The sequence below is a fragment of the Kitasatospora sp. NPDC001175 genome (assembly GCF_053598215.1).
This window is the reverse complement of sequence record NZ_JBSFJU010000001.1, coordinates 302,580-323,241: the sequence shown is the minus strand read 5'-3', so window position 1 is coordinate 323,241 and position 20,662 is coordinate 302,580. Positions and strand designations below refer to the sequence as shown.

The window sequence follows — 20,662 nt, the reverse complement described above, 5'->3', positions numbered from 1 at the left end:
TTCCGTTACCGCGATCCGCTATGTCCTGCCAAGCGGACATCGCCCGGTGGTCCGCCGCCGGGGCGACAAACGCCCGAGGTCCCGGCGCTGCCGGGAGCTGAGCTCACCGACGACAAGGACCCTCGCTCCATGCCCTCCAGCCAGGCGAAGCCGCTGGTCAGCGTCATCGTGATCGTCTACAACGACGCGGACCGGCTGCCGCGGGCGGTCGCCTCCGTACTGCGCCAGTCGCTGCGCGGTGTCGAGGCACTGATCGTGGACGACTGCTCCACCGACGACAGCTTCTCGGTCGCCCAGCGGCTCGCGGCCGAGTACCCCGGGCAGGTCCGGGCGCTGCGCCTGCCGGAGAACAGCGGCGGCTGCGGCGGCCCGCGCAACCTCGGCATGACCGAGGTCCGGGGCGAGTACGTGATGTTCCTGGACAGCGACGACGAGCTGGACGACCACGCCTGCCGCAACCTCTACGAGGCGGGGGAGCGGACCGGTGCGGAGCTGGTCTCGGGCCTGAGCGTGCGCCGCTTCGTGGGCAACCGGAACGGCAAGACCGACCGCTGGTACCCCTGGATCTACTCGCGCACCCGGACCCTGGACTCCGTGTCCGAGCTGCCCGACCTGCTGGTCTGGGACACCCTCTCGACCAACAAGGCCTACCGGCGGAGCTTCCTGACCCGCACCGGGCTTCAGTTCCCGCTCGGCATCCTCTACGAGGACCTGCTCTTCTCGGCGCAGGCGTACCTGGCCGCCGAGCGGATCACCCTGATCCCCAACCGGGTCTACTACTGGGACCAGTGGCCGCAGGCCAAGGACAAGGGCGGTGCCTCGCTCTCCAACCGGCGCCACGAGATCCGCAACTTCACCGACCGGCTGGAGATCCACCGCCGGATCGACGTGATGCTCGCCGACCGCGACATGGCCGAGCTCAAGTACCGCAAGGACCTGAAGTTCCTCAAGCACGACCTGGTGCTGCACCTGCGTGACCTGCCGTTCCTGCCGGAGGACTTCCGCCAGGAGTTCGCCGGGCACGCCCGCGGCTACCTGGCCGGTCTGGACCCGGAGGCGGTCGCGGAGAGCCCCTTCATCCAGCGGATCTGCGCCTACCTGCTCACCCGGGACGACTGGGAGAACCTGCTCCCGGCCATCGACACCCTGCTCAACCGGGACAAGCTCTCCAGCCCGCTGGTGGAGCGGGACGGGCGGATCTTCTGGTGCGGCGAGCACCTGGACGACCCCGAGGGCCGCCGGGTGCTGGAGGTCACCGCCCACGGCTACCACTCCAAGGCGCTCGGCCAGCTCTTCCTGCGCAACCAGCTCACCCGCTACGCCGTCGGCCCGGGCGGCGTCGAGCTGGCCGGCCGGGTCGTCAACCCGCTCGGCCGGATCGCGGCCGACGCGAAGATCTCCGCCAAGCTGGAGTTCACCGCCCGCCGCAAGACGATCAAGTCCAAGTTCGCCTTCCCGGTCCGCGAGGTCCGGCACGACGCCGACGGCATCGTCTGGTCCGCGACCGCCGACCTGACCAAGGCACTGCGGCCGCTCGGTGTGCTGGACGACGTCTGGGACGTCCGCTGCGTGTTCACGGTGAACGGCGAGCGCACCACCACCCGGCTCACCGTCGGGGACCTGGACCTGGCGGCGCCGCCCACCCCGGCGGTCCGGCCCCGGCTCACCCGCCTGACCGGCGACCGCATGGAGCCGCACCGCTCGGTCCGCGGCCACCTGGCCTTCGAGCTGGCCGCCGAGGGCGGCCTGGCCCGCCGCGGCACCGACCTGATCGAGCGCGCCGTGCGCGGCGAGGCGGGTCCGGTCGCCAACACCGCGATGGACCGCGCCCGGCGCACCCTGCGCGGTGCGCTCAGGCTCAAGCGGCAGCTGAACAACGGCGACACCAAGCTGAAGGTCTACCACCAGCTGCTGCACCGGCTGCCGGTGGTCAAGGGCCAGGTGGTGTTCGAGAGCCACCAGGGCAAGCAGTACAGCGACAACCCGCGGGCGATCTACGAAGAGCTGCTGCGGCGCGGCGCGCCGATGAAGGCCGTCTGGTCGTACGCGGGCAGTGCGGCGGGCTTCCCGTCGGGTGCCACGCTGGTCAAGCGCTGGTCCTGGCAGTACCTGCGGGCGCTCGCCCAGGCCGAGTTCTGGGTGGACAACCAGGGCTTCCCGTACCGGCTGCGCAAGCGGCCCGAGACCACCTACATCCAGACCTGGCACGGCTCGGCGCTCAAGAAGATGGGCTTCGACCTGGCCTCGCTCAAGCGGCAGACCCCCGAGCAGCAGGCCCTGTACCTGGCAGGGCTGAACCGCTTCGACCACTTCGTGGTCCGCTCCGAGCACGACGTGCGGACCCTGGCGCCCGCGTACCGGATCGGCGAGGACCGGCTGCTGCGGGCCGGCTACCCGCGCAACGACGTCCTGCGCGACGAGGGTGCGGCCAAGGACCGTCAGCTGGCCGGCGAGCTCGGGATCGACCTGACCAAGCCGGTGGTGCTGTACGCGCCGACCTTCCGAGCGGACGCCTCCGGGCGGGTGCGGACCTTCGAACTCCCCTTTGACGTGGAGGAGTTCGTCGAGCGCTTCGGCGACCGGATGACCCTGCTGGTGCGCTGCCACTACCTCAACCGGGTGGTGCTGCCGCCCTCGGTGGCCGGCAAGGTGATCGACGTCTCCGACATCCAGGAGGTCACCCCGCTCTACCTGATGGCGGACGCGCTGATCACCGACTACTCCTCGCTGATGTTCGACTACGCGCTGCTGGACCGGCCGATGCTGTTCTTCGCCTACGACTGGGAGGAGTACGCCGACGACCTCCGCGGCACGTACTTCGACCTGCTGGGGGAGGCGCCCGGCCCGGTGTTGCGCGACGCCGGGGAGCTCTACGAGGCGCTCGGCGACCTGGACCTGGTCGGCAAGGAGTACACCGAGGCCAGGCAGCGGTTCGTGGCCGAGTACGGCGAGTACGACCGGGGCGACGCGGCGGCGAGGATCGCCGATCTGATGTTCGGCGCAGCCGACGGGACTGAGCAGGAGGCCGGTCGATGAGCCGCGACATCTTCATCGTCAGCAACAGCGTGGACGAGCTGGGCGGCGTCTCCAGCTGGTCGCACCGGATGGCCGAGCTGCTCAGCGCCAGGGGTCACCGGGTGCAGCTGGTCGGCATCGCGCCCGCCGTCCTGCACAAGGACTTCGGTGACGACCTGTCGTACGGCATGACCACCCTGTACCAGGAGCGCCCGGCGTCCGCCTGGACCCCGCGCTACCCCTGGCAGCAGCTGGACGTCGGGGCCCGCCGCCGGGAGGCGAAGCGGGTGGCCGGGGTGCGCGAGGCGGCCGCCCGGATGAGCCGGATGTTCCAGGACGCGGGCCCGGGTGCGGTGGTGATCGTCACCCAGGTCTGGGCGATGGAGTGGGTGGCGCAGGCCGACCTCAAGGGCCTGCTGGTGATCGGCATGACCCATGAGTCGTACGAGACCTGCCGGGCCACCTCCCGGTACGGCCGGGTCAAGCGCTACTACGCGGACGTGGACCGGCTGGTGGCGCTCACCGAGGAGGACGCCGACGCCTGGATCCGCGACGGCATGAACAGCACCTGCGGCATCCCCAACCCGCTGCCCTTCCCGCTGCCCGAGACGGTGCAGCCGGCCACGAAGACCGTGGTCAGCATCGGGCGACTGGCTCAGGAGAAGGGCTACGACCTGCTGCTGGAGGCCTGGGCCCTGGCGGTCGAGCGGCGGCCCGGCTGGCAGTTGAAGATCTACGGCCTGGGCGAGGAGGAGGAGGCGCTGCGGGCCCGGTGCACCGAGCTCGGCCTGGACGGCTCGGTGGAGCTCCCCGGACGGACCGACGACGTGCCGGGCGCGCTGGCCGGGGCCGCGGTGTTCGCCATGTCCTCGCGCGGCGAGGGCTTCCCGATCTCGCTGATGGAGGCGATGGCCTGCGGCGTGCCGTGCGTGTCGTTCGACTGCGCGCCGGGCGTCCGCGAGATCATCCGGGACGGCGAGGACGGCCTGCTCGCGCCGACCGGCAACACCACCGCCCTGGCCAGGCAGCTCGGTCGTCTGATGGACGACCGGGAGCTGCGCGACACCATGGCGAAGAAGGCGCGCGAGGCGATCGTCCGCTACTCGCCGGAGCAGGTGACGGCGCGCTGGGAGCAGCTCTTCGACCTCCTGGACGCATAGGGCCGCCCGGGTGCGGGGAGCCGTGCGGCAGGGCCGCTTCCCCGCACCCCCGGGGGGTCCCTCCCCGCTCCCATCGGCGCCGGGGTGTTGGCGCGTCGCACAGGTAAACGGACATACCGGTGGAATCCTGACAAAGTGTCGGCTGTTTGCCGAGGTCTCACCGTGTCCGGAACCGGAGGCAGCTCAAGGTGCACCCCAAGAAGGAACCCACCCGCCCGATCCCGGCAGGCCCCCGGCCCAACGGTCCGAGGCTGCTGCTCCCCGGGGCCGCCCTCACGCTGGCCGGCCTGCTGGTGAGCGGCTGCACCAGCGGCCCCTCGTCCTCCTCGACCGCCTCCACCTCCACCGCCTCGCCCAGCCCCTCGGGCTCCGCCATCCCCCCCGGCAACGGCGGGTTGCAGCTGCAGGAGGACTACCAGCGGGTCATCTCCAACGTGCTGCCCTCGGTGGTGCAGATCACCACCCCGAACGGTCTGGGCTCCGGGATCGTGTACGACACCAAGGGCAACATCGTCACCAATGCCCATGTGGTCGGCGCCGCCCAGACCTTCGCCGTCAGCCTGGCCAACAGCACCAAGACGTTGGACGCCACCCTGGTCGCCAGCTACCCGGAGTCCGATCTCGCGGTGATCAGGCTGGCCAGCCCGCCGGACGGCCTCAGGCCGGCCGCCTTCGGGGACAGCACCAAGGTCGAGGTCGGCCAGATCACCCTGGCCATGGGCAGCCCGCTCGGGCTCTCCTCCAGCGTCACCCAGGGGATCGTCTCGGCCACCGGCCGGACCGTCACCGAGCCGAGGAGTCCGGGGGCCCCGGGAGCCACCATCGGGAACATGGTGCAGACCTCGGCCGCCATCAACCCGGGCAACAGCGGCGGCGCGCTGGTCAACCTGAACAGCCAGGTGATCGGGATCAACACCCTGGCCGCGGTGGACCAGGAGACCAACGGCGGCGCCGCCCAGGGGATCGGCTTCGCCATCCCGGCCGCCACCGTCACCAACATCGCCGACCAGCTGATCAAGCAGGGCAAGGTCACCAACTCGGGCCGGGCCGCCCTCGGCATCACCGCCCGGACGTACTTCAACTCCAAATTCCAGCCGGCCGGCGCGGTGGTGGTCAGCACCACCCAGGGCGGCCCGGCCGCCGCGGCGGGGCTGCAGGTGGGCGACGTGATCACCAAGCTGGGCGACACCGACATCAACTCGCTCGGCGCGCTGACCACCGCGCTGGCCTCGCTCCAGCCGGGCGGCAAGGTCACCGTCACCTTCGTCCGGGACGGCCAGCGCAAGACCGCCGACGTCACCCTCGGCACCCTGGAGTCCTGAGCCCGACGGCCCCGAGGGCCGTCGGGAGCCGAGCCCCCGCCACGGCCCCGGGCCCGGCGGCCGCACCGCGCAAGGGTGGCGGCCGCCGGGCCCGGCCGTGTCCGTACCGGGTCAGCGGGACCTGGTCCGCCACGGGAGTTCGACCGTGACCTCGGTCGGTCCGCCCGGCGGGCTGTCCACCACGAAGACCCCGTCCACCGCGCCGACCCGCTCGCCCAGACCGGCCAGGCCGCTGCCCGGGTAGGCGGCCGCACCGCCCGTGCCGTCATCCTGGACCACCACCATCAGCCGGTCGCCGGCCCGCCAGGCCTCCACCGAGGCGGTGCGGGCGCCGGAGTGCTTGGAGATGTTGGTCAGCAGTTCGCTGACCGTGAAGTACGCGATCCCCTCCACCGCCGAGTCCGGCCGCTGCACGGTGCCGTCCGGTCGGGACAGGTCCACGTTCACCCTGACCCCGCCGGGGACGGTGCAGCGGGCGGCGACCGCGGAGAGCGCGGCATCCAGGCCGCGGTCGGTCAGCACGGCCGGGTGGATCCCCCGGGCGAGGTCGCGCAGCTCCTGGAGGGCCAGCTTCACCTCGCCGTGCGCGGCGCCCACCATCTTCGCGGCGGCCTGGACGCCCTCGGCATCCGAGTCCTCGACCGAGTCGGCCAGCTTCTCCTTGGCCAGGCCCAGGTCCATGGCGAGGGCGACCAACCGGGCCTGCGCGCCGTCGTGCAGGTCCCGCTCGATCCGGCGCAGGTCGGCGGCGGCGGTGTCGACCACCGCGCCCCGGTCCTCCTCCAACTCCTTCACCCGCTCGGTGAGCGCGCCGGGGGCGAGCAGGCTGCCGATCAGCATCCCGTCCACCGTGCCGAGGAAGCGCATCGCCCAGGGCAGCACCGGCCAGCCGACGATCAGCAGGACCAGGGTCAGGGCGAAGCTGAGCACGCCCCAGGGCAGCAGCAGGAACGCGTAGAGTGCACAGCGCCAGTTCAGCCAGTCGGTCAGGACGGCGATCACCCAGCCCGCCCGGCCCGGCCGGGAGACCACCACCGGCCCCGGATCGGGCAGGTCGAGGCCGAGCCCGGTCCGCGCCCGGCGGCGGGCCAGCGAGCCGAGCGCCCGGCAGCCGGCCAGCCCGCCGGCCAGCAGCGGCATTCCGATCACGGTGATCGAGAGCCCCAGGCCGGCGGCCAGCGTCACTACGGTGAAGACGAAGGCACCGACGCCGAGCGGTAGGTTGAGCAGCAGGTGCTGCACCTGGCGCCACATCGTCGCCCCGTACAGCGGCGGAGCGGCCGGCCGTCGGCCCGGCGGTGCGTCGTTCATGGTCTTGGCCCTCTCGGTGGACTGTCGGGCTCCAGCATTCCGGGTCGGCGCAGCCCTGGGCCATGGGGGTGATCGGCGTCCGAGGCAGGGGGTTATCCCCACCCCCGGGCAGGCCTGACGCGGCCGGGCCGGGAGGAGGCGTACTCCCGCTACTTGTCCACCGGACGTCTTGAAGGTCGGGCAGGGTGTGGGGAGAGTACACCGCTGCGCTTAGACTCGCGCCGTAGCGATGGTTATGTGCGCGTAAAAATGAGGCCGGGAGAGCCCGCCGGGAACGGTGGGGCCGCGGCCGATCTGGAGGCGAAGAAGTATGGAGGGGCCGCTGGCTGCTGCCGACCCCGCCGTGGGCGGCGGCTACTTCGACGCGTATGCCGCGGTGGGCCTGCTGGCCGTCGTCGGCGTGCTCTTCGTCACGGTGTCCTTCACCGCCAACCGGCTGCTGCGGCCGGTGGTGTACTCGCCGGAGAAGCTGCTCACCTACGAGTGCGGCGTCGATCCGGTCGGCGCGGACTGGGCGCACACCCAGGTCCGGTACTACATCTACGCCTTCCTGTACGTGATCTTCGCAGTCGATGCGATCTACCTCTTCCCCTGGGCGACGGTCTTCGCCGCCGCTGGGTTCGGTATGACGACCCTGGTGGAGATGTTCGTCTTCATCGGTTTCCTCGCAATCGGGCTGCTCTACGCCTGGAGGAAGGGCGTTCTGGAATGGACGTGACCCGCAACGTGACGCACAACCACTCGCACGGCTCCGCCGACGGGCCGATCGTGCTCGGCATGCCCGACCCGGCGCGTCCGGGCGCGGTCGAGCCACGCCGGCTCGGCCCGCTGGCCCGGCTCGCCCCGGACCCGGTCAAGGTGGTGCTCAACTGGGGGCGCCGCTACAGCCTCTGGTGCTTCAACTTCGGTCTCGCCTGCTGCGCGATCGAGTTCATCGCGGCGTCGATGGCCAAGCACGACTTCATCCGGATGGGTGTCATTCCGTTCGCGCCGGGCCCGCGCCAGGCCGATTTGATGATCGTTTCGGGCACGGTGACCGACAAGATGGCCCCGGCCGTCAAGCGCCTGTACGAGCAGATGCCCGAGCCCAAGTACGTGATCTCCTTCGGTGCCTGTTCCAACTCGGGCGGCCCGTACTGGGACTCGTACTCCGTCACCAAGGGCGTGGACCAGATCATCCCGGTAGACGTCTACGTGCCCGGCTGCCCGCCGCGGCCCGAGGCGCTGCTCCAGGGCATCCTCAAGCTGCAGGAGAAGATCGCCGCCGAGTCGCTGCCCGCACGGTACGCGGCGCCCGCCTCCGCGCTGCGCCGTCCGCTGGTCCCCGCGCCCGCGCAGACCCCGGGGGGCGAGCAGTGATCCCGCGCAGCGCCGAAGAGGTGGCGGCCGCGTTCGGCGAGTGGGCCACCGCCGCCGAGGCGTACGAGCTGCTGACCGTGGACGTCCCGGCCGAGCACTGGATCGAGGCGCTCACCAGCGCCCGGGACGTGCTCGGGCTCGGCTTCTTCGACTGGCTGAGCGCGGTGGACGAGCTGTCCGAGGGCTTCTCGGTGGCCGCCCACCTCGCCGCGCCCGGTGCGCCCGGGGTACGGCACCTGGTGCTGCGGACCCGAATCCCGCGCGCCGCCGCCGCGCTGCCTAGCGCCGTCGGGGTCTACGCCGGTGCCGCCTGGCACGAGCGGGAGACCCACGAGATGTTCGGCATCGACTTCACGGGCCACCCGCACCTGGCCACCCTGCTGCTACCGGACGGCTTCGAGGGCCACCCGCTGCGCAAGGAGTTCGTGCTGGCGGCCCGGGTCGCCAAGGACTGGCCCGGCGCCAAGGAACCGGGGGAGAGCGACCACGGCGGTGGTCCGGCCCGGCGCAAGATGCAGCCCGCCGGTGTGCCCGACCCCAACGAGTGGGGCCCGCTCAAGGGCACCCTGCCGCCTGCCGCCGAGCGTCCGGCTCGCGCCGCCCGTGGGCCGCGCGCGGCGGCGGCCGGAGCCGGTGCAGAGGGCGGACCCGCCGCGCGGGCCGACCGGCCGCGGCGGACCCGCAGCATCAGCGAGGGTTCGGTGAGCCAGGCGGCGGAGGGTGCGGAGGCCGCCGAGAGCGCGGCGCCGCCGGTTCGGGTGCGTCGGACGCGTAGCGTGAGCGAGGGGTCGGTGAGCCAAGCGGCCGGCGGCGCCGAGAGTGCCGAGGCCGCCGGGAGTGCGTCGGCACCGAAGCAGGAGGCGCCCGCACGACCGGCTGTGGCCCGTACCCAGTCCTCGGACGCGCCCTGGCACTCCCCGGTGCCCGCCACCGGACCCGAGCCCGCCGGGGAGGCTCCGCCGAAGGCGTCGCAGGCCGGGGATGAGACGCCCGCCGGTGACGAAGCGGGCGCGCCCGCCGAGAGCGCCGCCCAGGCCCCTGCCGAGACCCCCGGCAAGCAGCCCGCCGAGAACCCCACCGGGAAGCCCGCCCAGAACGGAGACAGCACGTGAACCTGCTCGACACGCTGCTGCGCTGCGTCGCGGTCCTGATCGTCTTCCTGGTCTTCCCGCTGATCATCGGCCAGACCGAGCACAAGGTGATGGCCCACATGCAGGGGCGGCTCGGCCCGATGTACGCGGGCGGCTTCCACGGCTGGGCGCAGCTGGTCGCCGACGGCGTCAAGTTCGCGCAGAAGGAGGACGTGGTACCGCTCGACGCGGACCGCCGGGTCTTCCAGGCGGCGCCGGTCGTCGCCCTGCTGCCGTACCTGATCGTGCTGCTGCTGGTCCCGGTCGGACCGAACGGCTTCGTCGGCCAGGCGGTGGACGCCGGCCTGTTCTTCGTCCTGGCCGTGATGGGCATCGGCGTGCTCGGCTCGCTGATGGCCGGCTGGGCGTCCGCCAACAAGTTCTCGCTGCTCGGTGGTCTGCGGACGGCCGCCCAGCTGATGTCGTACGAGCTGCCGATGCTGCTCGCCGCCGCCTCGGTGGCGATGGCGGCGGGCACGCTCTCGCTGCCGGGCATCGTGGACGCCTTCCACTGGTGGTGGGTGCCGTGGCAGCTGATCGGCGCGTTCGTCTTCTTCACGGCCGGGCTGGCCGAGCTGCAGCGTCCGCCGTTCGACATGCCGGTGGCCGACTCGGAGATCATCTTCGGCGCGTACACCGAGTACACCGGGCTGCGCTTCGCGTTCTTCCTGCTCTCCGAGTTCGCGGGCATCCTGGTGATCTGCGCACTGACCACGGTGCTCTTCCTCGGCGGCTGGCACGGCCCGCTGCCGGAGAGCCTCGGCTGGCTGTGGACCCTGCTCAAGACCTTCGCACTGGCCTTCGTGGTGATCTGGCTCCGGGTCACCTACCCCCGGCTGCGCGAGGACCAGCTGATGCGCTTCGCCTGGACCTGCCTGATCCCGCTCGCGCTGCTCCAGCTGGCCATCACCGGCGTCGTCAAGGTGGCGATCTCCTGATGAACATTCCAGGCAGTGGCCTGGCCAAGGGCCTGGCCGTCACCCTGCGGACGATGACCAAGCGGTCGATCACCGCGCAGTACCCGGACGTGCAGCCCGAGCTGCCCCCGCGTACCCGCGGTGTGATCGCGCTGCTGGAGGAGAACTGCACGGTCTGCATGCTCTGCGCCCGTGAGTGCCCCGACTGGTGCATCTACATCGACTCCCACAAGGAGACGCTGCCCGCGGCCGACCCGAACGCCCGCGCCCGCACCCGCAACGTGCTGGACCGCTTCGCGATCGACTTCTCGCTCTGCATGTACTGCGGCATCTGCATCGAGGTCTGCCCGTTCGACGCGCTCTTCTGGTCGCCGGAGTTCGAGTACGCGGAGACCGACATCCTGGAGCTGACCCACGAGCGGGACCGGCTGCGGGAGTGGATGTGGACGGTGCCGCCGCCGCCCGCGCTCGACCCGGGGGCCGAGGAGCCCAAGGAGATCGCCATGGCCCGCAAGGCCGCCGACAAGCTGGCGGCCGCGGCCGCCGCCGAGGCCGCCGGGGGTGGGGCCGAGTGACCGCCCTGCTCGCCGCGGCGGGTCCGCTGGACCCGGCCGCCCGCTCCTTCCTCTCCCCGACCGGTGTGGAGGTCGTCTTCCTGCTGGTCGGCATCGCCGTGCTCGGCTCCGCCGTCATCTCGGTGACCACCAGGCAGCTGGTGCACGCCGCGCTCTGGCTGGTCGTCGCGCTCGGCGGCTTGGCGATCGAGTTCCTGCTGCTGACGGCCGAGTTCATCGCCTGGGTCCAGGTGCTGATCTACCTCGGCTCGGTGATCGTGCTGGTGCTCTTCGGACTGATGCTCACCAAGGCGCCGATCGGCCGCTCGCCCGACGCGAACTCCGGCAACCGCTGGGTGGCGCTCGGCGTGGCCCTGGCTGCCGCGGGCACCCTGGTCACCCTGGTCGTGGACGCCTTCCGGACCTCCTGGCTGGACCTCGGGGCCGGCGGTGGCAGCGCCAAGGTGACCGGTGTCTACCTGTTCCGGCACTGGGTGCTGCCCTTCGAGGCACTGTCCGTGCTGCTGCTGGCCGCGCTGATCGGCGCTATCGTGCTCTCCCGCGACGGCGGCGGACGGTTGCCGAAGCCGCGCGCCGGGAAGCTGCGCGCGGGCAAGCCGGCCGGTACCAACGGCCGCGCGAGTGCGACCGCCGCCCGGGCCGGCAGTGCGGGCGCCGCCGCCCCGACGACCCCTGCGCAGGAGAACTGACCGCCGATGCACCTCGTGTACCCAGTCGTCCTCGCCGCGCTGCTGTTCAGCGTCGGCGTCTACGGCGTGCTCGCCCGGCGGAACGCCATCCTGGTGCTGATGTCCGTCGAGCTGATGCTCAACGCCGTCAACCTGAACCTGGTCGCCTTCGATGCCTGGCTGCGTGACTCGCTGCACGCCGGGCAGGCGCTCACGCTCTTCATCATCACCGTCGCCGCCGCCGAGATCGGCCTCGGCCTCGCCATCGTCCTGCTGGTCTTCCGGAACAGGGGCACGGCGGACATCGACCGGCTCACCGCGCTCGGTGACCCGAACGAGGACGCCGCCGAGGCCGCTGCGGAGGCCGCCGTGCCGAACGACAGGGCCGCCGCATGAACCTCGCCCTCCCCGCCCTGGTCCCCGCGCTGCCCGCGCTCGGCGCCGCCGCGACCCTGGCCACCGGCCGCCGCGCCCCCGGCTTCGCCCGGCCGCTGGCCATCCTCCCGGTGGCCGCCTCGGCCGTGCTCGCCCTGGTCGTCGCCCTCCAGCTGGGCGGTGGCCAGAGCCTGGACGCCGCCACCCGGCTCACCCCGACCGGCGGCCCCGACATCTCGCTCGCCATCCACCTGGACGGCTTCAGCTCGCTGATCTCCCTGCTGGTCGGCCTGGTCGCGACCTGTGTGCAGGTCTACTCCACGGCCTACCTGAAGGACGACCCGCGCTACCCCTCGTACGCGGCGCTGGTCTCACTCTTCACCGCCGCGATGTTCCTGGTCGTGTACTCCGGCGACCTGGTGGTGCTGCTGGTCGGCTGGGAGATCATGGGCATCTGCTCGTACTTCCTGATCGGCCACCACTGGGAGAGCGCCGACGCCCGCTCGGCCTCGCTCAAGGCGTTCCTGGTCACCAAGCTCGGTGACATCCCCTTCCTGTTCGGGATCCTCCTGCTGGGGTCGGACGCCGGTACCTTCCGGATCAGCGGGGTGCTGGAGGCGGCGGCCGGCGGCAGGCTCGGCCACCCGACCCTGATCGCGCTGCTGCTGCTCGCCGGGGTCGCCGGCAAGAGCGCGCAGTTCCCCCTGCACACCTGGCTCCCCGATGCGATGGCCGGTCCGACTCCGGTCTCCGCGCTGATCCACGCCGCCACCATGGTCGCCGCCGGCATCTACCTGGTCGCCCGGCTGCTGCCGGTCTTCCTGCTCTCCGGCGCCGCGCTGCTGGTGCTCTCGGTGATGGCGGCCGTCACCATGGTCGGGTCCGCGCTGTGCGCGCTCGCCCAGGACGACCTCAAGCGGGTGCTCGCCTACTCGACCGTAGGCCAGCTCGGCTACATGGCCGGTGCGCTGGCCAGCGGCGACCGCGACGCGGCCGTGTTCCACCTGATCAGCCACGGCGCCTTCAAGGCCCTGCTGTTCCTCACCGCCGGCGTGGTGATCCACGCCGCGCACACCAACTCCATCTCCGCCATGTCCCGGATGCCGGACCTGCGCAGGCGCGTCCCCGACGCCTACTGGACGATGGGCATCGCCCTGGTCGCCCTGGTCGGACTGCCGCCCTTCAGCGGCTTCTTCAGCAAGGAGGCGGTGCTCACCGCCGCCGAGCACGCCGCGACCGGCGAGGCGATCACCAACGGACTCGGGCCCGCCTCAGCGGTGCCCGCCGCCGGCGGCTGGATCGTGCTGGTGTCCGGTGCGTTCACCGCACTGCTCACCGCGGCGTACGCGACGAGGCTCTGGCTGGTCGCATTCCACGCGCAGGCGACGGCCGCCCCGGCCGCCCCGGAGCCGGGGCAGGCGAACGGGCACGCCGAGGGCGCGCCGTACTCGCCCGAGATCGACGAGGCCGGGACGCAGCTCGAACCGCACGCCATGCGCTGGCCGCTGTGGGTGCTCGCCGTCCCCACCATGGGATTCGGCGTCGCCGGACTGCGCCCCGACTGGCTGCCGAGCCTGCTGGACGGCGGCTCGCTGCGGCCCTCAACCGGCACCGCGGTGATCGGTACCGCGCTCGCCCTGGCCGGGATCCTGGTCGCGTACGCGGCCTGGCGCTCGGGCACCGCCCGCGCCGCGGCGGCCGCCCGTACGGTACCGGCCGGCCAGGCGGCGGCTGGCGCCGCCGCCGACCCCGGTCGGACCCTGCTCGGCCCGCTCTTCGGCCCCGCGCAGCACGGATTCCACGTGGACCGGCTCTACAGCGCGCTGTTCGTCCGCCCGACGACCGCGGCCGCGCAGCTGGTCCGCTTCCTGGACCGCGAGGTCATCGAGACCTACGTCCGCGGCACGGGCGGCGGCGCCAATCTGCTCGGCTGGCTGGTCCGGCGGGCGCAGAACGGCAACGCGCAGGCCTACGTGAGTGCCCTGCTCGCCGGTGTCGTCCTGCTCGCCGTCCTGGTGGCGGTCGGCACATGACCCGTACACCCCCCTCCCGCCCGTCCGCCGCAGCATGTCCTTGGAGCCCCCGATGAACGCAGTCCTCATCGCCCTCCTGCTGCTGCCCCTGCTCGGCGCCGCCGCCACCCTCGCGCCGCTCGGCGCGGACCCCGCAGCCGCCGACCGGCGCGCACTCCGGCTCGGTACGGCCGTCACCGGCGTCGTCCTGCTGCTCACCGTCGTGCTCGCGACCGGCTTCGACCGCGGCGCGCCGAGCCGGATGCAGGCCGTCACCGACCTGCGCTGGATCCCGGCCATCGGAGTCCGCTTCCACCTCGGGGTGGACGGCATCTCGCTGCCGCTGATCGTGCTGACCGCCCTGCTCACCTTCCTGTGCGCGGTGTACTCGACCAAGCGGCTGCCGGACGGGGAGGGCACCCCGAGCGCCCGCTCCTTCACCGGGCTGCTGCTGCTCCTCGAAGTCGGCATGCTGGCCACCTTCGCGGTGCTCGACCTGGTGCTGTTCTTCCTGGCCTTCGAGATCGTGCTGATCCCGATGTACTTCCTGATCGCCCGGTGGGGGAACGGGCAGCGGGTGATGTCCGCCAACCGGTTCATCCTCTACACGCTGCTCGGCTCGGCCGTGATGCTGCTCGGCTTCCTGCTGGTCGGCACCCAGGCGGGCACGTTCGACATGACCGAGCTTGCCGCCGCCCACGGCAAGGGGCTCAGCCACACCACCCAGGTGATCGCCGCGCTGGCCATCCTGGCCGGCCTGGCGGTGAAGGCCCCCGCCTGGCCGCTGCACAGCTGGCTCCCGGACGCGCACACCTCGGCCCCCACCGTCGGCTCGGTGCTGCTCGCCGGTGTGCTGCTGAAGATGGGTACGTACGGCCTGGTCCGCGTCCTACTCCCGATCGTGCCGGACGGCACCGCCACCTTCGCCCCCTACCTGGGCGCGTTGGCGGCCGTCGGCATCGTCTACGGCTCGTTGGCCTGCCTCGCTCTGGCCCTCCCGTCGCCCACCGCCGATTCCGGCGCCAAGGGCGACCTCAAGCGTCTGATCGCCTACTCCTCCGTCGGCCACATGGGCTTCGTGCTGCTGGGCATCGCCTCCCTCACCCCGACGGGCGTCAACGGCGCGCTGTTCGCCAACATCGCCCACGGCCTGATCACCGGCCTGCTGTTCTTCCTGGTCGGCGCCGTCAAGGACCGCTACGGCACGGCCGACCTGGACACCATCTCGGGTGCCACCGGCGCCGCCCTCTACGGTCGGGCACCGCGCATCGGCGCGCTGCTCGCCTTCGCCTCCGTCGCCAGCCTCGGCCTCCCCGGGCTGGCGGGCTTCTGGGGCGAGCTGCTCGCGATGTTCGGCGCCTTCGATCCGGCCGCCGGGCTCTCGCGCCCCGCCTTCGTGACCTACATGGTGATCGCCGGACTCGGCACCCTCCTCACCGCCGCGTATCTGCTGGTCGTGGTCAGACGCGTCTGCATGGGTGACCCCAAGCAGCCCGCCGTGGTCGCCGAGATCCCCGACATCCGCCCGTACGAGGCCGTCAGCTGGACCCCGCTCGCCGCGCTCACCGTGGTGGCCGGGCTCTGGCCGGCCCTCCTGCTGAGCCTGTCCGACCCCGCGGTCAAGCACCTCCTCGGGGGTGGCTGACCGATGCCCGGTACCCCGCTCGGCTCTCACCTCCTCCTGGGGCAGCCCGCCATGACCCTGTCCGCGCCTGATGTGACCTCGCTGGCCGTCGCCAACCCGGGCATGCTCGTGCAGTCGATCGACTGGCTCGCGATCGCGCCCCCGCTGATCGCCGCCCTGGCCGCGATCGGCGTGCTGCTCGCGGACCTCTTCCTCCCGGCGGGGAAGAAGAAGGCCCTCGGCCGGCTCACCGCCGGCGGACTCGCCCTCGCCCTCATCGCACTCCTCCCACTGGCGCGCGGTAACACCCGGTCGACCTTCTGCCTGCGGAACGTAGCTGGCGCCACCGACAATCCGCTGTGCTCCTACGTCGCCGACCACTTCGCGCTGGTCTTCCAGCTGCTGGCACTCGGCGGTGCGCTGATCGCGGCCCTGCTGTCCGTCCACACCGTGGACGAGGAGCGGCTCCCGGGCGGCGAGTACTGGTTCCTGCTGCTCAGCAGCGCCGCCGGCGCCGCCCTGCTGCCCGCCTCCCGCGACCTGGCGACGCTGGTCATCGCGCTTGAGGTGGCCTCGCTGCCCGCCTTCGCGCTGGTCGCCCTGCGCCGGGACGGCCGGGGCGCCGAGGCCGCGCTGAAGTTCTTCCTCTCCTCGGTCACCGCGACGGCCGTGATGCTGCTCGGCATCAGCTTCGTCTACGCCGCCACCGGCAGCCTGCACCTGGCCGCCGTCGCCGACGGCCTGGGCCACGCCCCGGCGCAGCTGAAGCCGCTCGCGGAGGCGGGCGCCGCGCTCACCCTGGTCGGCTTCGCCTTCAAGGTGGCCGCCGTCCCGTTCCACTTCTGGCTGCCCGACACCTACACCGGCGCCCCGGTCCCGGTCGCCGGATACCTGTCCGTGGTCGGCAAGGCGGCCGGCCTCTCCGGCCTGGTCCTGGCCACCACCATCGCCTTCCGCCCGTACGGCCACACCTGGGGCCTGGCGCTGGCCGTGCTCGCCGCGCTGACCATGACGGCGGGCAACGTGGCCGCGCTGCGCCAGCGCGGGAACACCGCGCACAGCGCCGTCCGGCTGCTCGCCTGGTCCTCGATCGGCCAGGCCGGCTACCTGCTGGTCCCGCTGGCGGCCGCCGGCTACGCGGGCACGGACCAGCCGATCGGGGCCACCGCCGCGTACGCGCTGATCTACGGCGTGGTGAACCTCGGTGCCTTCGCCGTGGTCGCCGCCGTCAGCCGCAGCGCCGGCAGCCGGCTGGACGACTACGCGGGCCTGTTCGCCCGGCGCCGCTGGACGGCGCTCGCGATGGCCTTCTTCCTGCTCTGCCTGGCCGGTCTGCCGCCGGGCGTGGTCGGCCTGTTCGGCAAGGTGGTGGTCTTCCGGGCGGCCGTGGACGCGGGCCTGGGCTGGCTGGCCGTGGTGATGGCGGTCAACGTCGTGATCGCGCTGTACTACTACCTGCTGTGGACCGCGAAGCTGTTCGCCCCGGCGGAGCGGGTGGTCACCGACGGCCGCCTTCCGACCCCGCTGGCGGCCACCCTGGGCGTGACCGCGGTCGTGGCGGCCGTGCTCTCGGTGGCCCCGCAACTGGTCCTCCAGGTCGCGGGCGGCAGCCTGTTCTGAGCCGCACCCGGCCGGACCGGGGAGGCCCATCGGAGGGCGCGAGGCACCGCACGGGTGCCCGCGCCCTCCGCCGTACCGGCAGGCGGAAGCCTCCGCGGCCCCGCCCCGATCCTGGTGGGGCGGAGTGCACAAGGGAACGAAGTCGGCGCGTTCCGCCGTTGATCGGGCAGAGGGATGTGAACCGAAGGCTTCCCACCGCACCATTTGGAGGGCCTGCCGTGCACCGCCGGCACAACGGATTGAGAACGGCCGCGCTGCTCGGCGGCCTGTCCGCGCTGATCCTGGTGATCGGCAGCTTCTTCGGGCGCACCGGCTTCGTGGTCGCCCTGCTGGTCGCCCTCGGCACCAACGCGTACGCGTACTGGAACAGCGACAAGCTGGCCCTGCGCGCGATGCGGGCCCGCCCGGTGAGCGAGATCGAGGCGCCGCAGCTGTACCGGATCGTCCGCGAGCTCTCCACCTCGGCCCGCCAGCCGATGCCCCGGCTGTACATCTCGCCGACCCCGGCGCCGAACGCCTTCGCCACCGGCCGCAACCCGCGCAACGCGGCGGTCTGCTGCACCGACGGCATTCTGCAGCTGCTGGACGAGCGGGAGCTGCGCGGGGTGCTCGGCCATGAGCTCAGCCATGTCTACAACCGGGACATCCTGATCTCCTCGGTGGCCGGGGCACTGGCCTCCGTGATCATGTTCCTGGTGAACTTCGCCTGGCTGATCCCGTTCGGGCGGGACGAGGACGACGAGGGGCCCGGGCTGATCGGGCTGCTGCTCATCATGATCCTCGGCCCGCTCGCCGCCACCCTGATCCAGCTGGCCGTCAGCCGCTCCCGCGAGTACCAGGCCGATGCGGACGGCGCCAGGATCACGGGCGACCCGCTCGCCCTGGCCAGTGCCCTGCGCAAGCTGGAGATCGGCACCCAGCGGGCGCCGCTGCCGCCGGAGCCGCAGCTCCAGACGGCCAGCCACATGATGATCGCCAGCCCGTTCCGCCTGGGCGAGGCCGGTACCCGGCTGTTCTCCACCCACCCGCCGATGGCCGAGCGGGTCGCCCGGCTGGAGCAGCTGGCCGGCTACCACCGCTGATCGGCCACCGCCGGGCACGCGGTCGCGGGGCACCGCGACCGCGGATCAGTCGGCGGTTTGCGAGTGGTACGTGCACAGCGCCCAGAGGATGAAGCCGTCGATCGCGATGATCACCAGGGACCAGAGCGGGTAGTACGGCAGGAAGATGAAGTTCAGTGCCAGGCCGACGGCGACCACCAGGATGGCGAGCACCCGGGCCCAGGCGGCGCCCTTGACCACGCCGTAGCCGATCGCGGCGATGGCCAGGCCCCACACGATGTGGATCCAGCCCCACGCGGTGAGGTTGAACTCGAAGGTGTAGTGCGGGCTGGTCACGTAGATGCTGTTCCTGGACAGCGCGACGATGCCCTGGAGGATCCCCAACACCCCGTTGACCAGCATCAACACGCCGGCGAACAGCACCACGCTGGCGACGGCCTCCGGGCTGTCCAGCCGGGGCTGGTGCGCGGCCGGGACGGGGCCCGACGGGTTGTGGAGCGGACCAGAAGCCTGGGACATGGCTGCCTCCCTGCGGCTGCGGGACGCTTCGACATTCGGTGAGGCGTCCGTCAGTTGCAGCGTAGGAGGCGTCCGCGACCTCGCAACTCGTCGGGCCGGAGCGGCCCGGGAGACCCGGACGACCGGAGTGGCCGGGCCGGCCGCCGACGGCTATCGTCGACGGAAGATCCGCTTGAGCGCGAACACGATGGCGACGATCAGGCCGATCGCGAAGAGGACGATCAGCAGGATCACCACGATCACCGCGATCCCGAGCTTCTTGAAGAAGCCGCCCTTCTTCTTGGTGGTCCTGGTGTCCTTTCCGGCGGCGAGCTGCCGGGTCCGCTGCTGCTCCTGGGCCTGGGTCGGCGCCTGGGTCCGGGCGGTGTCCCCGGCGGCGGCGGGCGTGGCGGGCGCGGCGGCCACCGTACGGACCGTCACGGGGGCGGCCTGGGCCGCGGTCTGCTGGCCCAGCAGCAGTGCGGCCAGCAGCAGAGCGGGCACGGCCCCTGCGATGCGGCGTATGTTCACGATCTCTTCCTCAGGTCCTTCGTACGCGTCGGTGGACCGGCTCTCCGGCCGGTCCGGCCCGAGGCTACTGGAGACGGAGGTGGAGGTAGGGCAGCAGTCCACGTTCCAGCAGAGCGGTCCGCCAGGCCTCGCGGGCCCGCTTGAGCTCCTCGGGTCGGCCCGCCGCCGGGGTGTCCGACTGGGCGGCCCGGCGCCGGGCCGCGGTGGTGAGCAGTCCGACGACTCCGCCGATGACGCAGATGCCGGCGACCACGGCGGTCGCCCAGCCCGCGGTGAGCAGCGAGTCGGCCAGGTGGCGCTGGGACTTGGCCAGTCCCAGCGCGTACCCGAGGAGCAGCAGGATCGCCGCGGCGGTGCCGGTGAGCAGGGGGACCAGGACGGCGAGTACGCCCATCAGGCCACCCGCCCAGTCCTGGTCGATGCTGCGCGGGGAGTCGTAGGCGGGGCTTCCAGCCGCGCCGCGCACCCGGAGGTACTCCAGGTACTCGTCGGCGGCGGCGGCCGCGATCTCGCCGGTCGCCGTCCGGGCGAGGGCCTGGAGCTGCTCTGGGCAGAGGTCCGGGTTCCGTTGCAGCGCGTCCCGGATCTCCGGTCGGGCCAGGGCCTGGCGGAGGGCCAGTTCGAAGTCGGCCCGGTCCTGCTGGGACAGGTTGCTCAGCTGTGGCGGGCGGTTGAGTCGGTCCATGCGTTCCCCCGAAGTCATGGAGGTGAAGGGAGTGACCGTCGGCCTGTCCTGGCCCGCCGGGCAGCTCAGACGTTGACGCCGTAGTCCAGGGCGATGCCGCGCAGGCCGGAGGCGTAACCCTGGCCGATGGCGCGGAACTTCCAGTCGGCGCCGAGGCGGTACAGCTCGCCGAAGACCATCGCGGTCTCGGTGGAGGCGTCCTCGGTCAGGTCGTAGCGGGCGATCTCGCTGCCGGTGGCCTGGTCGATCACGCGGATGAAGGCGTTGCGGACCTGGCCGAAGTTCTGCCCGCGGGTGTCGGCGTCGTAGATGGAGACCGGGAAGACGACCTTGGCGACCCCGGCCGGAATGGCCGTCAGGTCGACCTTGATCTGCTCGTCGTCGCCACCGCCGCCGCCGGTGAGGTTGTCGCCGCTGTGCTCGACCGAACCTTCGGGGCTGCGCAGGTTGTTGAAGAAGACGAAGTGCTGGTCGCTGAGCACCCGGCCGGCCTCGGTGCAGAGCAGCGCACTGGCGTCGAGGTCGAAGTCGGCGCCGGTGGTGGAGCGGACCTCCCAGCCGAGGCCGACGATGACGGCCGTCAGGCCCGGGGCCTCCTTGGTCAGCGAGACGTTGCCGCCCTTGGAGAGCGTGACTCCCATGATGCCCCTCCTGGAGTTCCTGGCCTCGGTCCGGCAGGCGCGGACCTCGGCGGTGCGGCCGGTCCTGGAACGGCCGACCTGGTCAATGAATCTACATCAGTGTAGAGATAGCGAGAATGCAACGACGGGAGAATTGTTTTGCCGGACCTTGGGGCGGT

The 20,662-nt window shown here is 72.1% G+C and carries 19 protein-coding genes; 14 read left to right on the top strand and 5 right to left on the bottom strand.

Translation table 11 applies throughout. From position 1 onward, the window contains the following. Nucleotides 1-129 precede the first annotated feature (129 nt). The 3 genes from ACWDAK_RS01490 to ACWDAK_RS01480 all read left to right on the top strand — a co-directional run bounded on the left by ACWDAK_RS01490 (nt 130) and on the right by ACWDAK_RS01480 (nt 5,497). A complete protein-coding gene (locus ACWDAK_RS01490) occupies nt 130-3,036 on the top strand; it encodes a bifunctional glycosyltransferase/CDP-glycerol:glycerophosphate glycerophosphotransferase (RefSeq protein WP_427392807.1) in 2,907 nt (968 codons plus the stop codon). After that, nucleotides 3,033-4,175: a glycosyltransferase family 4 protein gene (locus ACWDAK_RS01485; RefSeq protein ID WP_344634877.1), complete on the top strand. Its 1,143-nt coding sequence runs from the start codon at nt 3,033-3,035 to the stop codon at nt 4,173-4,175. Before ACWDAK_RS01490 ends, ACWDAK_RS01485 begins: the two co-directional genes overlap by 4 nt. 188 nt (nt 4,176-4,363) lie before the next feature. After that, nucleotides 4,364-5,497: a S1C family serine protease gene (locus ACWDAK_RS01480; protein ID WP_344634876.1), complete on the top strand. Its 1,134-nt coding sequence runs from the start codon at nt 4,364-4,366 to the stop codon at nt 5,495-5,497. A 111-nt stretch (nt 5,498-5,608) separates the two neighbouring features. Here the strand turns inward: ACWDAK_RS01480 and ACWDAK_RS01475 are convergent, their stop codons facing one another. After that, nucleotides 5,609-6,808, bottom strand: coding sequence for a sensor histidine kinase (locus ACWDAK_RS01475; protein ID WP_344634875.1), 1,200 nt, complete (start codon nt 6,806-6,808; stop codon nt 5,609-5,611). Between the two features lie 310 nt (nt 6,809-7,118). Between ACWDAK_RS01475 and ACWDAK_RS01470 the strand changes: the two genes are divergently transcribed. The 11 genes from ACWDAK_RS01470 to htpX all read left to right on the top strand — a co-directional run bounded on the left by ACWDAK_RS01470 (nt 7,119) and on the right by htpX (nt 18,170). After that, nucleotides 7,119-7,526 (top strand): NADH-quinone oxidoreductase subunit A, encoded by a 408-nt coding sequence (locus ACWDAK_RS01470; protein WP_344634874.1) that lies wholly within the window; start codon nt 7,119-7,121, stop codon nt 7,524-7,526. Between the two features lie 59 nt (nt 7,527-7,585). Next, on the top strand, nt 7,586-8,167 hold the full coding sequence (locus tag ACWDAK_RS01465) for an NADH-quinone oxidoreductase subunit B (protein ID WP_344635094.1): 582 nt from the start codon (nt 7,586-7,588) through the stop codon (nt 8,165-8,167). Beyond that, nucleotides 8,164-9,279, top strand: a complete 1,116-nt coding sequence (locus ACWDAK_RS01460; protein ID WP_344634873.1) for an NADH-quinone oxidoreductase subunit C — start codon at nt 8,164-8,166, stop codon at nt 9,277-9,279. The genes ACWDAK_RS01465 and ACWDAK_RS01460 overlap by 4 nt, the downstream gene beginning before the upstream one ends. Nucleotides 9,280-9,281: 2 nt before the next feature. Beyond that, nucleotides 9,282-10,235 carry a complex I subunit 1/NuoH family protein gene (locus tag ACWDAK_RS01455; protein WP_344635093.1) on the top strand — a complete coding sequence of 318 codons (954 nt, stop codon included), beginning with the start codon at nt 9,282-9,284 and terminating at the stop codon, nt 10,233-10,235. Further along, on the top strand, nt 10,235-10,789 hold the full coding sequence (locus ACWDAK_RS01450) for a NuoI/complex I 23 kDa subunit family protein (RefSeq protein WP_344634872.1): 555 nt from the start codon (nt 10,235-10,237) through the stop codon (nt 10,787-10,789). Before ACWDAK_RS01455 ends, ACWDAK_RS01450 begins: the two co-directional genes overlap by 1 nt. Continuing rightward, the gene (locus tag ACWDAK_RS01445; protein ID WP_344634871.1) at nt 10,786-11,478 is read left to right on the top strand and encodes an NADH-quinone oxidoreductase subunit J family protein; all 693 of its coding nucleotides are present in this window, start codon (nt 10,786-10,788) and stop codon (nt 11,476-11,478) included. Before ACWDAK_RS01450 ends, ACWDAK_RS01445 begins: the two co-directional genes overlap by 4 nt. 6 nt (nt 11,479-11,484) lie before the next feature. Then, complete coding sequence (gene nuoK / locus ACWDAK_RS01440) at nt 11,485-11,853, top strand: NADH-quinone oxidoreductase subunit NuoK (RefSeq protein WP_344634870.1); 369 nt, start codon at nt 11,485-11,487, stop codon at nt 11,851-11,853. Next, a complete protein-coding gene (locus ACWDAK_RS01435; RefSeq protein WP_427392808.1) occupies nt 11,850-13,865 on the top strand; it encodes an NADH-quinone oxidoreductase subunit 5 family protein in 2,016 nt (671 codons plus the stop codon). Before nuoK ends, ACWDAK_RS01435 begins: the two co-directional genes overlap by 4 nt. A gap of 52 nt (nt 13,866-13,917) precedes the next feature. Next, the gene (locus tag ACWDAK_RS01430; RefSeq protein ID WP_427392809.1) at nt 13,918-15,489 is read left to right on the top strand and encodes a complex I subunit 4 family protein; all 1,572 of its coding nucleotides are present in this window, start codon (nt 13,918-13,920) and stop codon (nt 15,487-15,489) included. Nucleotides 15,490-15,540: 51 nt separating this feature from the next. After that, nucleotides 15,541-17,088, top strand: a complete 1,548-nt coding sequence (locus ACWDAK_RS01425; RefSeq protein WP_427392810.1) for an NADH-quinone oxidoreductase subunit N — start codon at nt 15,541-15,543, stop codon at nt 17,086-17,088. Between the two features lie 218 nt (nt 17,089-17,306). Continuing rightward, a complete protein-coding gene (gene htpX / locus ACWDAK_RS01420; protein WP_344634867.1) occupies nt 17,307-18,170 on the top strand; it encodes a zinc metalloprotease HtpX in 864 nt (287 codons plus the stop codon). 45 nt (nt 18,171-18,215) lie between these two features. On the opposite strand, the gene ACWDAK_RS01415 is transcribed toward htpX, so the two are convergent. The 4 genes from ACWDAK_RS01415 to ACWDAK_RS01400 all read right to left on the bottom strand — a co-directional run bounded on the left by ACWDAK_RS01415 (nt 18,216) and on the right by ACWDAK_RS01400 (nt 20,504). Continuing rightward, nucleotides 18,216-18,668, bottom strand: a complete 453-nt coding sequence (locus ACWDAK_RS01415) for a DUF7144 family membrane protein (RefSeq protein ID WP_344634866.1) — start codon at nt 18,666-18,668, stop codon at nt 18,216-18,218. Between the two features lie 150 nt (nt 18,669-18,818). Continuing rightward, a complete protein-coding gene (locus ACWDAK_RS01410) occupies nt 18,819-19,178 on the bottom strand; it encodes a hypothetical protein (protein WP_344634865.1) in 360 nt (119 codons plus the stop codon). Nucleotides 19,179-19,242: 64 nt separating this feature from the next. Continuing rightward, the gene (locus ACWDAK_RS01405; RefSeq protein ID WP_344634864.1) at nt 19,243-19,863 is read right to left on the bottom strand and encodes a hypothetical protein; all 621 of its coding nucleotides are present in this window, start codon (nt 19,861-19,863) and stop codon (nt 19,243-19,245) included. Nucleotides 19,864-19,928: 65 nt separating this feature from the next. Then, a complete protein-coding gene (locus ACWDAK_RS01400; protein WP_344634863.1) occupies nt 19,929-20,504 on the bottom strand; it encodes a TerD family protein in 576 nt (191 codons plus the stop codon). Nucleotides 20,505-20,662 lie beyond the last annotated feature (158 nt).

Excerpts from the sequence above, each read along its gene's own strand:
- ACWDAK_RS01400 (WP_344634863.1), bottom strand. The coding sequence starts at position 20,504 with ATGGGAGTCACGCTCTCCAAGGGCGGCAACGTCTCGCTGACCAAGGAG.
- ACWDAK_RS01490 (WP_427392807.1), top strand. The coding sequence starts at position 130 with ATGCCCTCCAGCCAGGCGAAGCCGCTGGTCAGCGTCATCGTGATCGTC.
- ACWDAK_RS01465 (WP_344635094.1), top strand. The coding sequence starts at position 7,586 with ATGCCCGACCCGGCGCGTCCGGGCGCGGTCGAGCCACGCCGGCTCGGC.
- ACWDAK_RS01485 (WP_344634877.1), top strand. The coding sequence starts at position 3,033 with ATGAGCCGCGACATCTTCATCGTCAGCAACAGCGTGGACGAGCTGGGC.
- ACWDAK_RS01415 (WP_344634866.1), bottom strand. The coding sequence starts at position 18,668 with ATGTCCCAGGCTTCTGGTCCGCTCCACAACCCGTCGGGCCCCGTCCCG.
- ACWDAK_RS01405 (WP_344634864.1), bottom strand. The coding sequence starts at position 19,863 with ATGGACCGACTCAACCGCCCGCCACAGCTGAGCAACCTGTCCCAGCAG.
- ACWDAK_RS01475 (WP_344634875.1), bottom strand. The coding sequence starts at position 6,808 with ATGAACGACGCACCGCCGGGCCGACGGCCGGCCGCTCCGCCGCTGTAC.
- nuoK (WP_344634870.1), top strand. The coding sequence starts at position 11,485 with ATGCACCTCGTGTACCCAGTCGTCCTCGCCGCGCTGCTGTTCAGCGTC.
- ACWDAK_RS01430 (WP_427392809.1), top strand. The coding sequence starts at position 13,918 with ATGAACGCAGTCCTCATCGCCCTCCTGCTGCTGCCCCTGCTCGGCGCC.
- ACWDAK_RS01435 (WP_427392808.1), top strand. The coding sequence starts at position 11,850 with ATGAACCTCGCCCTCCCCGCCCTGGTCCCCGCGCTGCCCGCGCTCGGC.
- ACWDAK_RS01425 (WP_427392810.1), top strand. The coding sequence starts at position 15,541 with ATGACCCTGTCCGCGCCTGATGTGACCTCGCTGGCCGTCGCCAACCCG.
- ACWDAK_RS01470 (WP_344634874.1), top strand. The coding sequence starts at position 7,119 with ATGGAGGGGCCGCTGGCTGCTGCCGACCCCGCCGTGGGCGGCGGCTAC.
- ACWDAK_RS01450 (WP_344634872.1), top strand. The coding sequence starts at position 10,235 with ATGAACATTCCAGGCAGTGGCCTGGCCAAGGGCCTGGCCGTCACCCTG.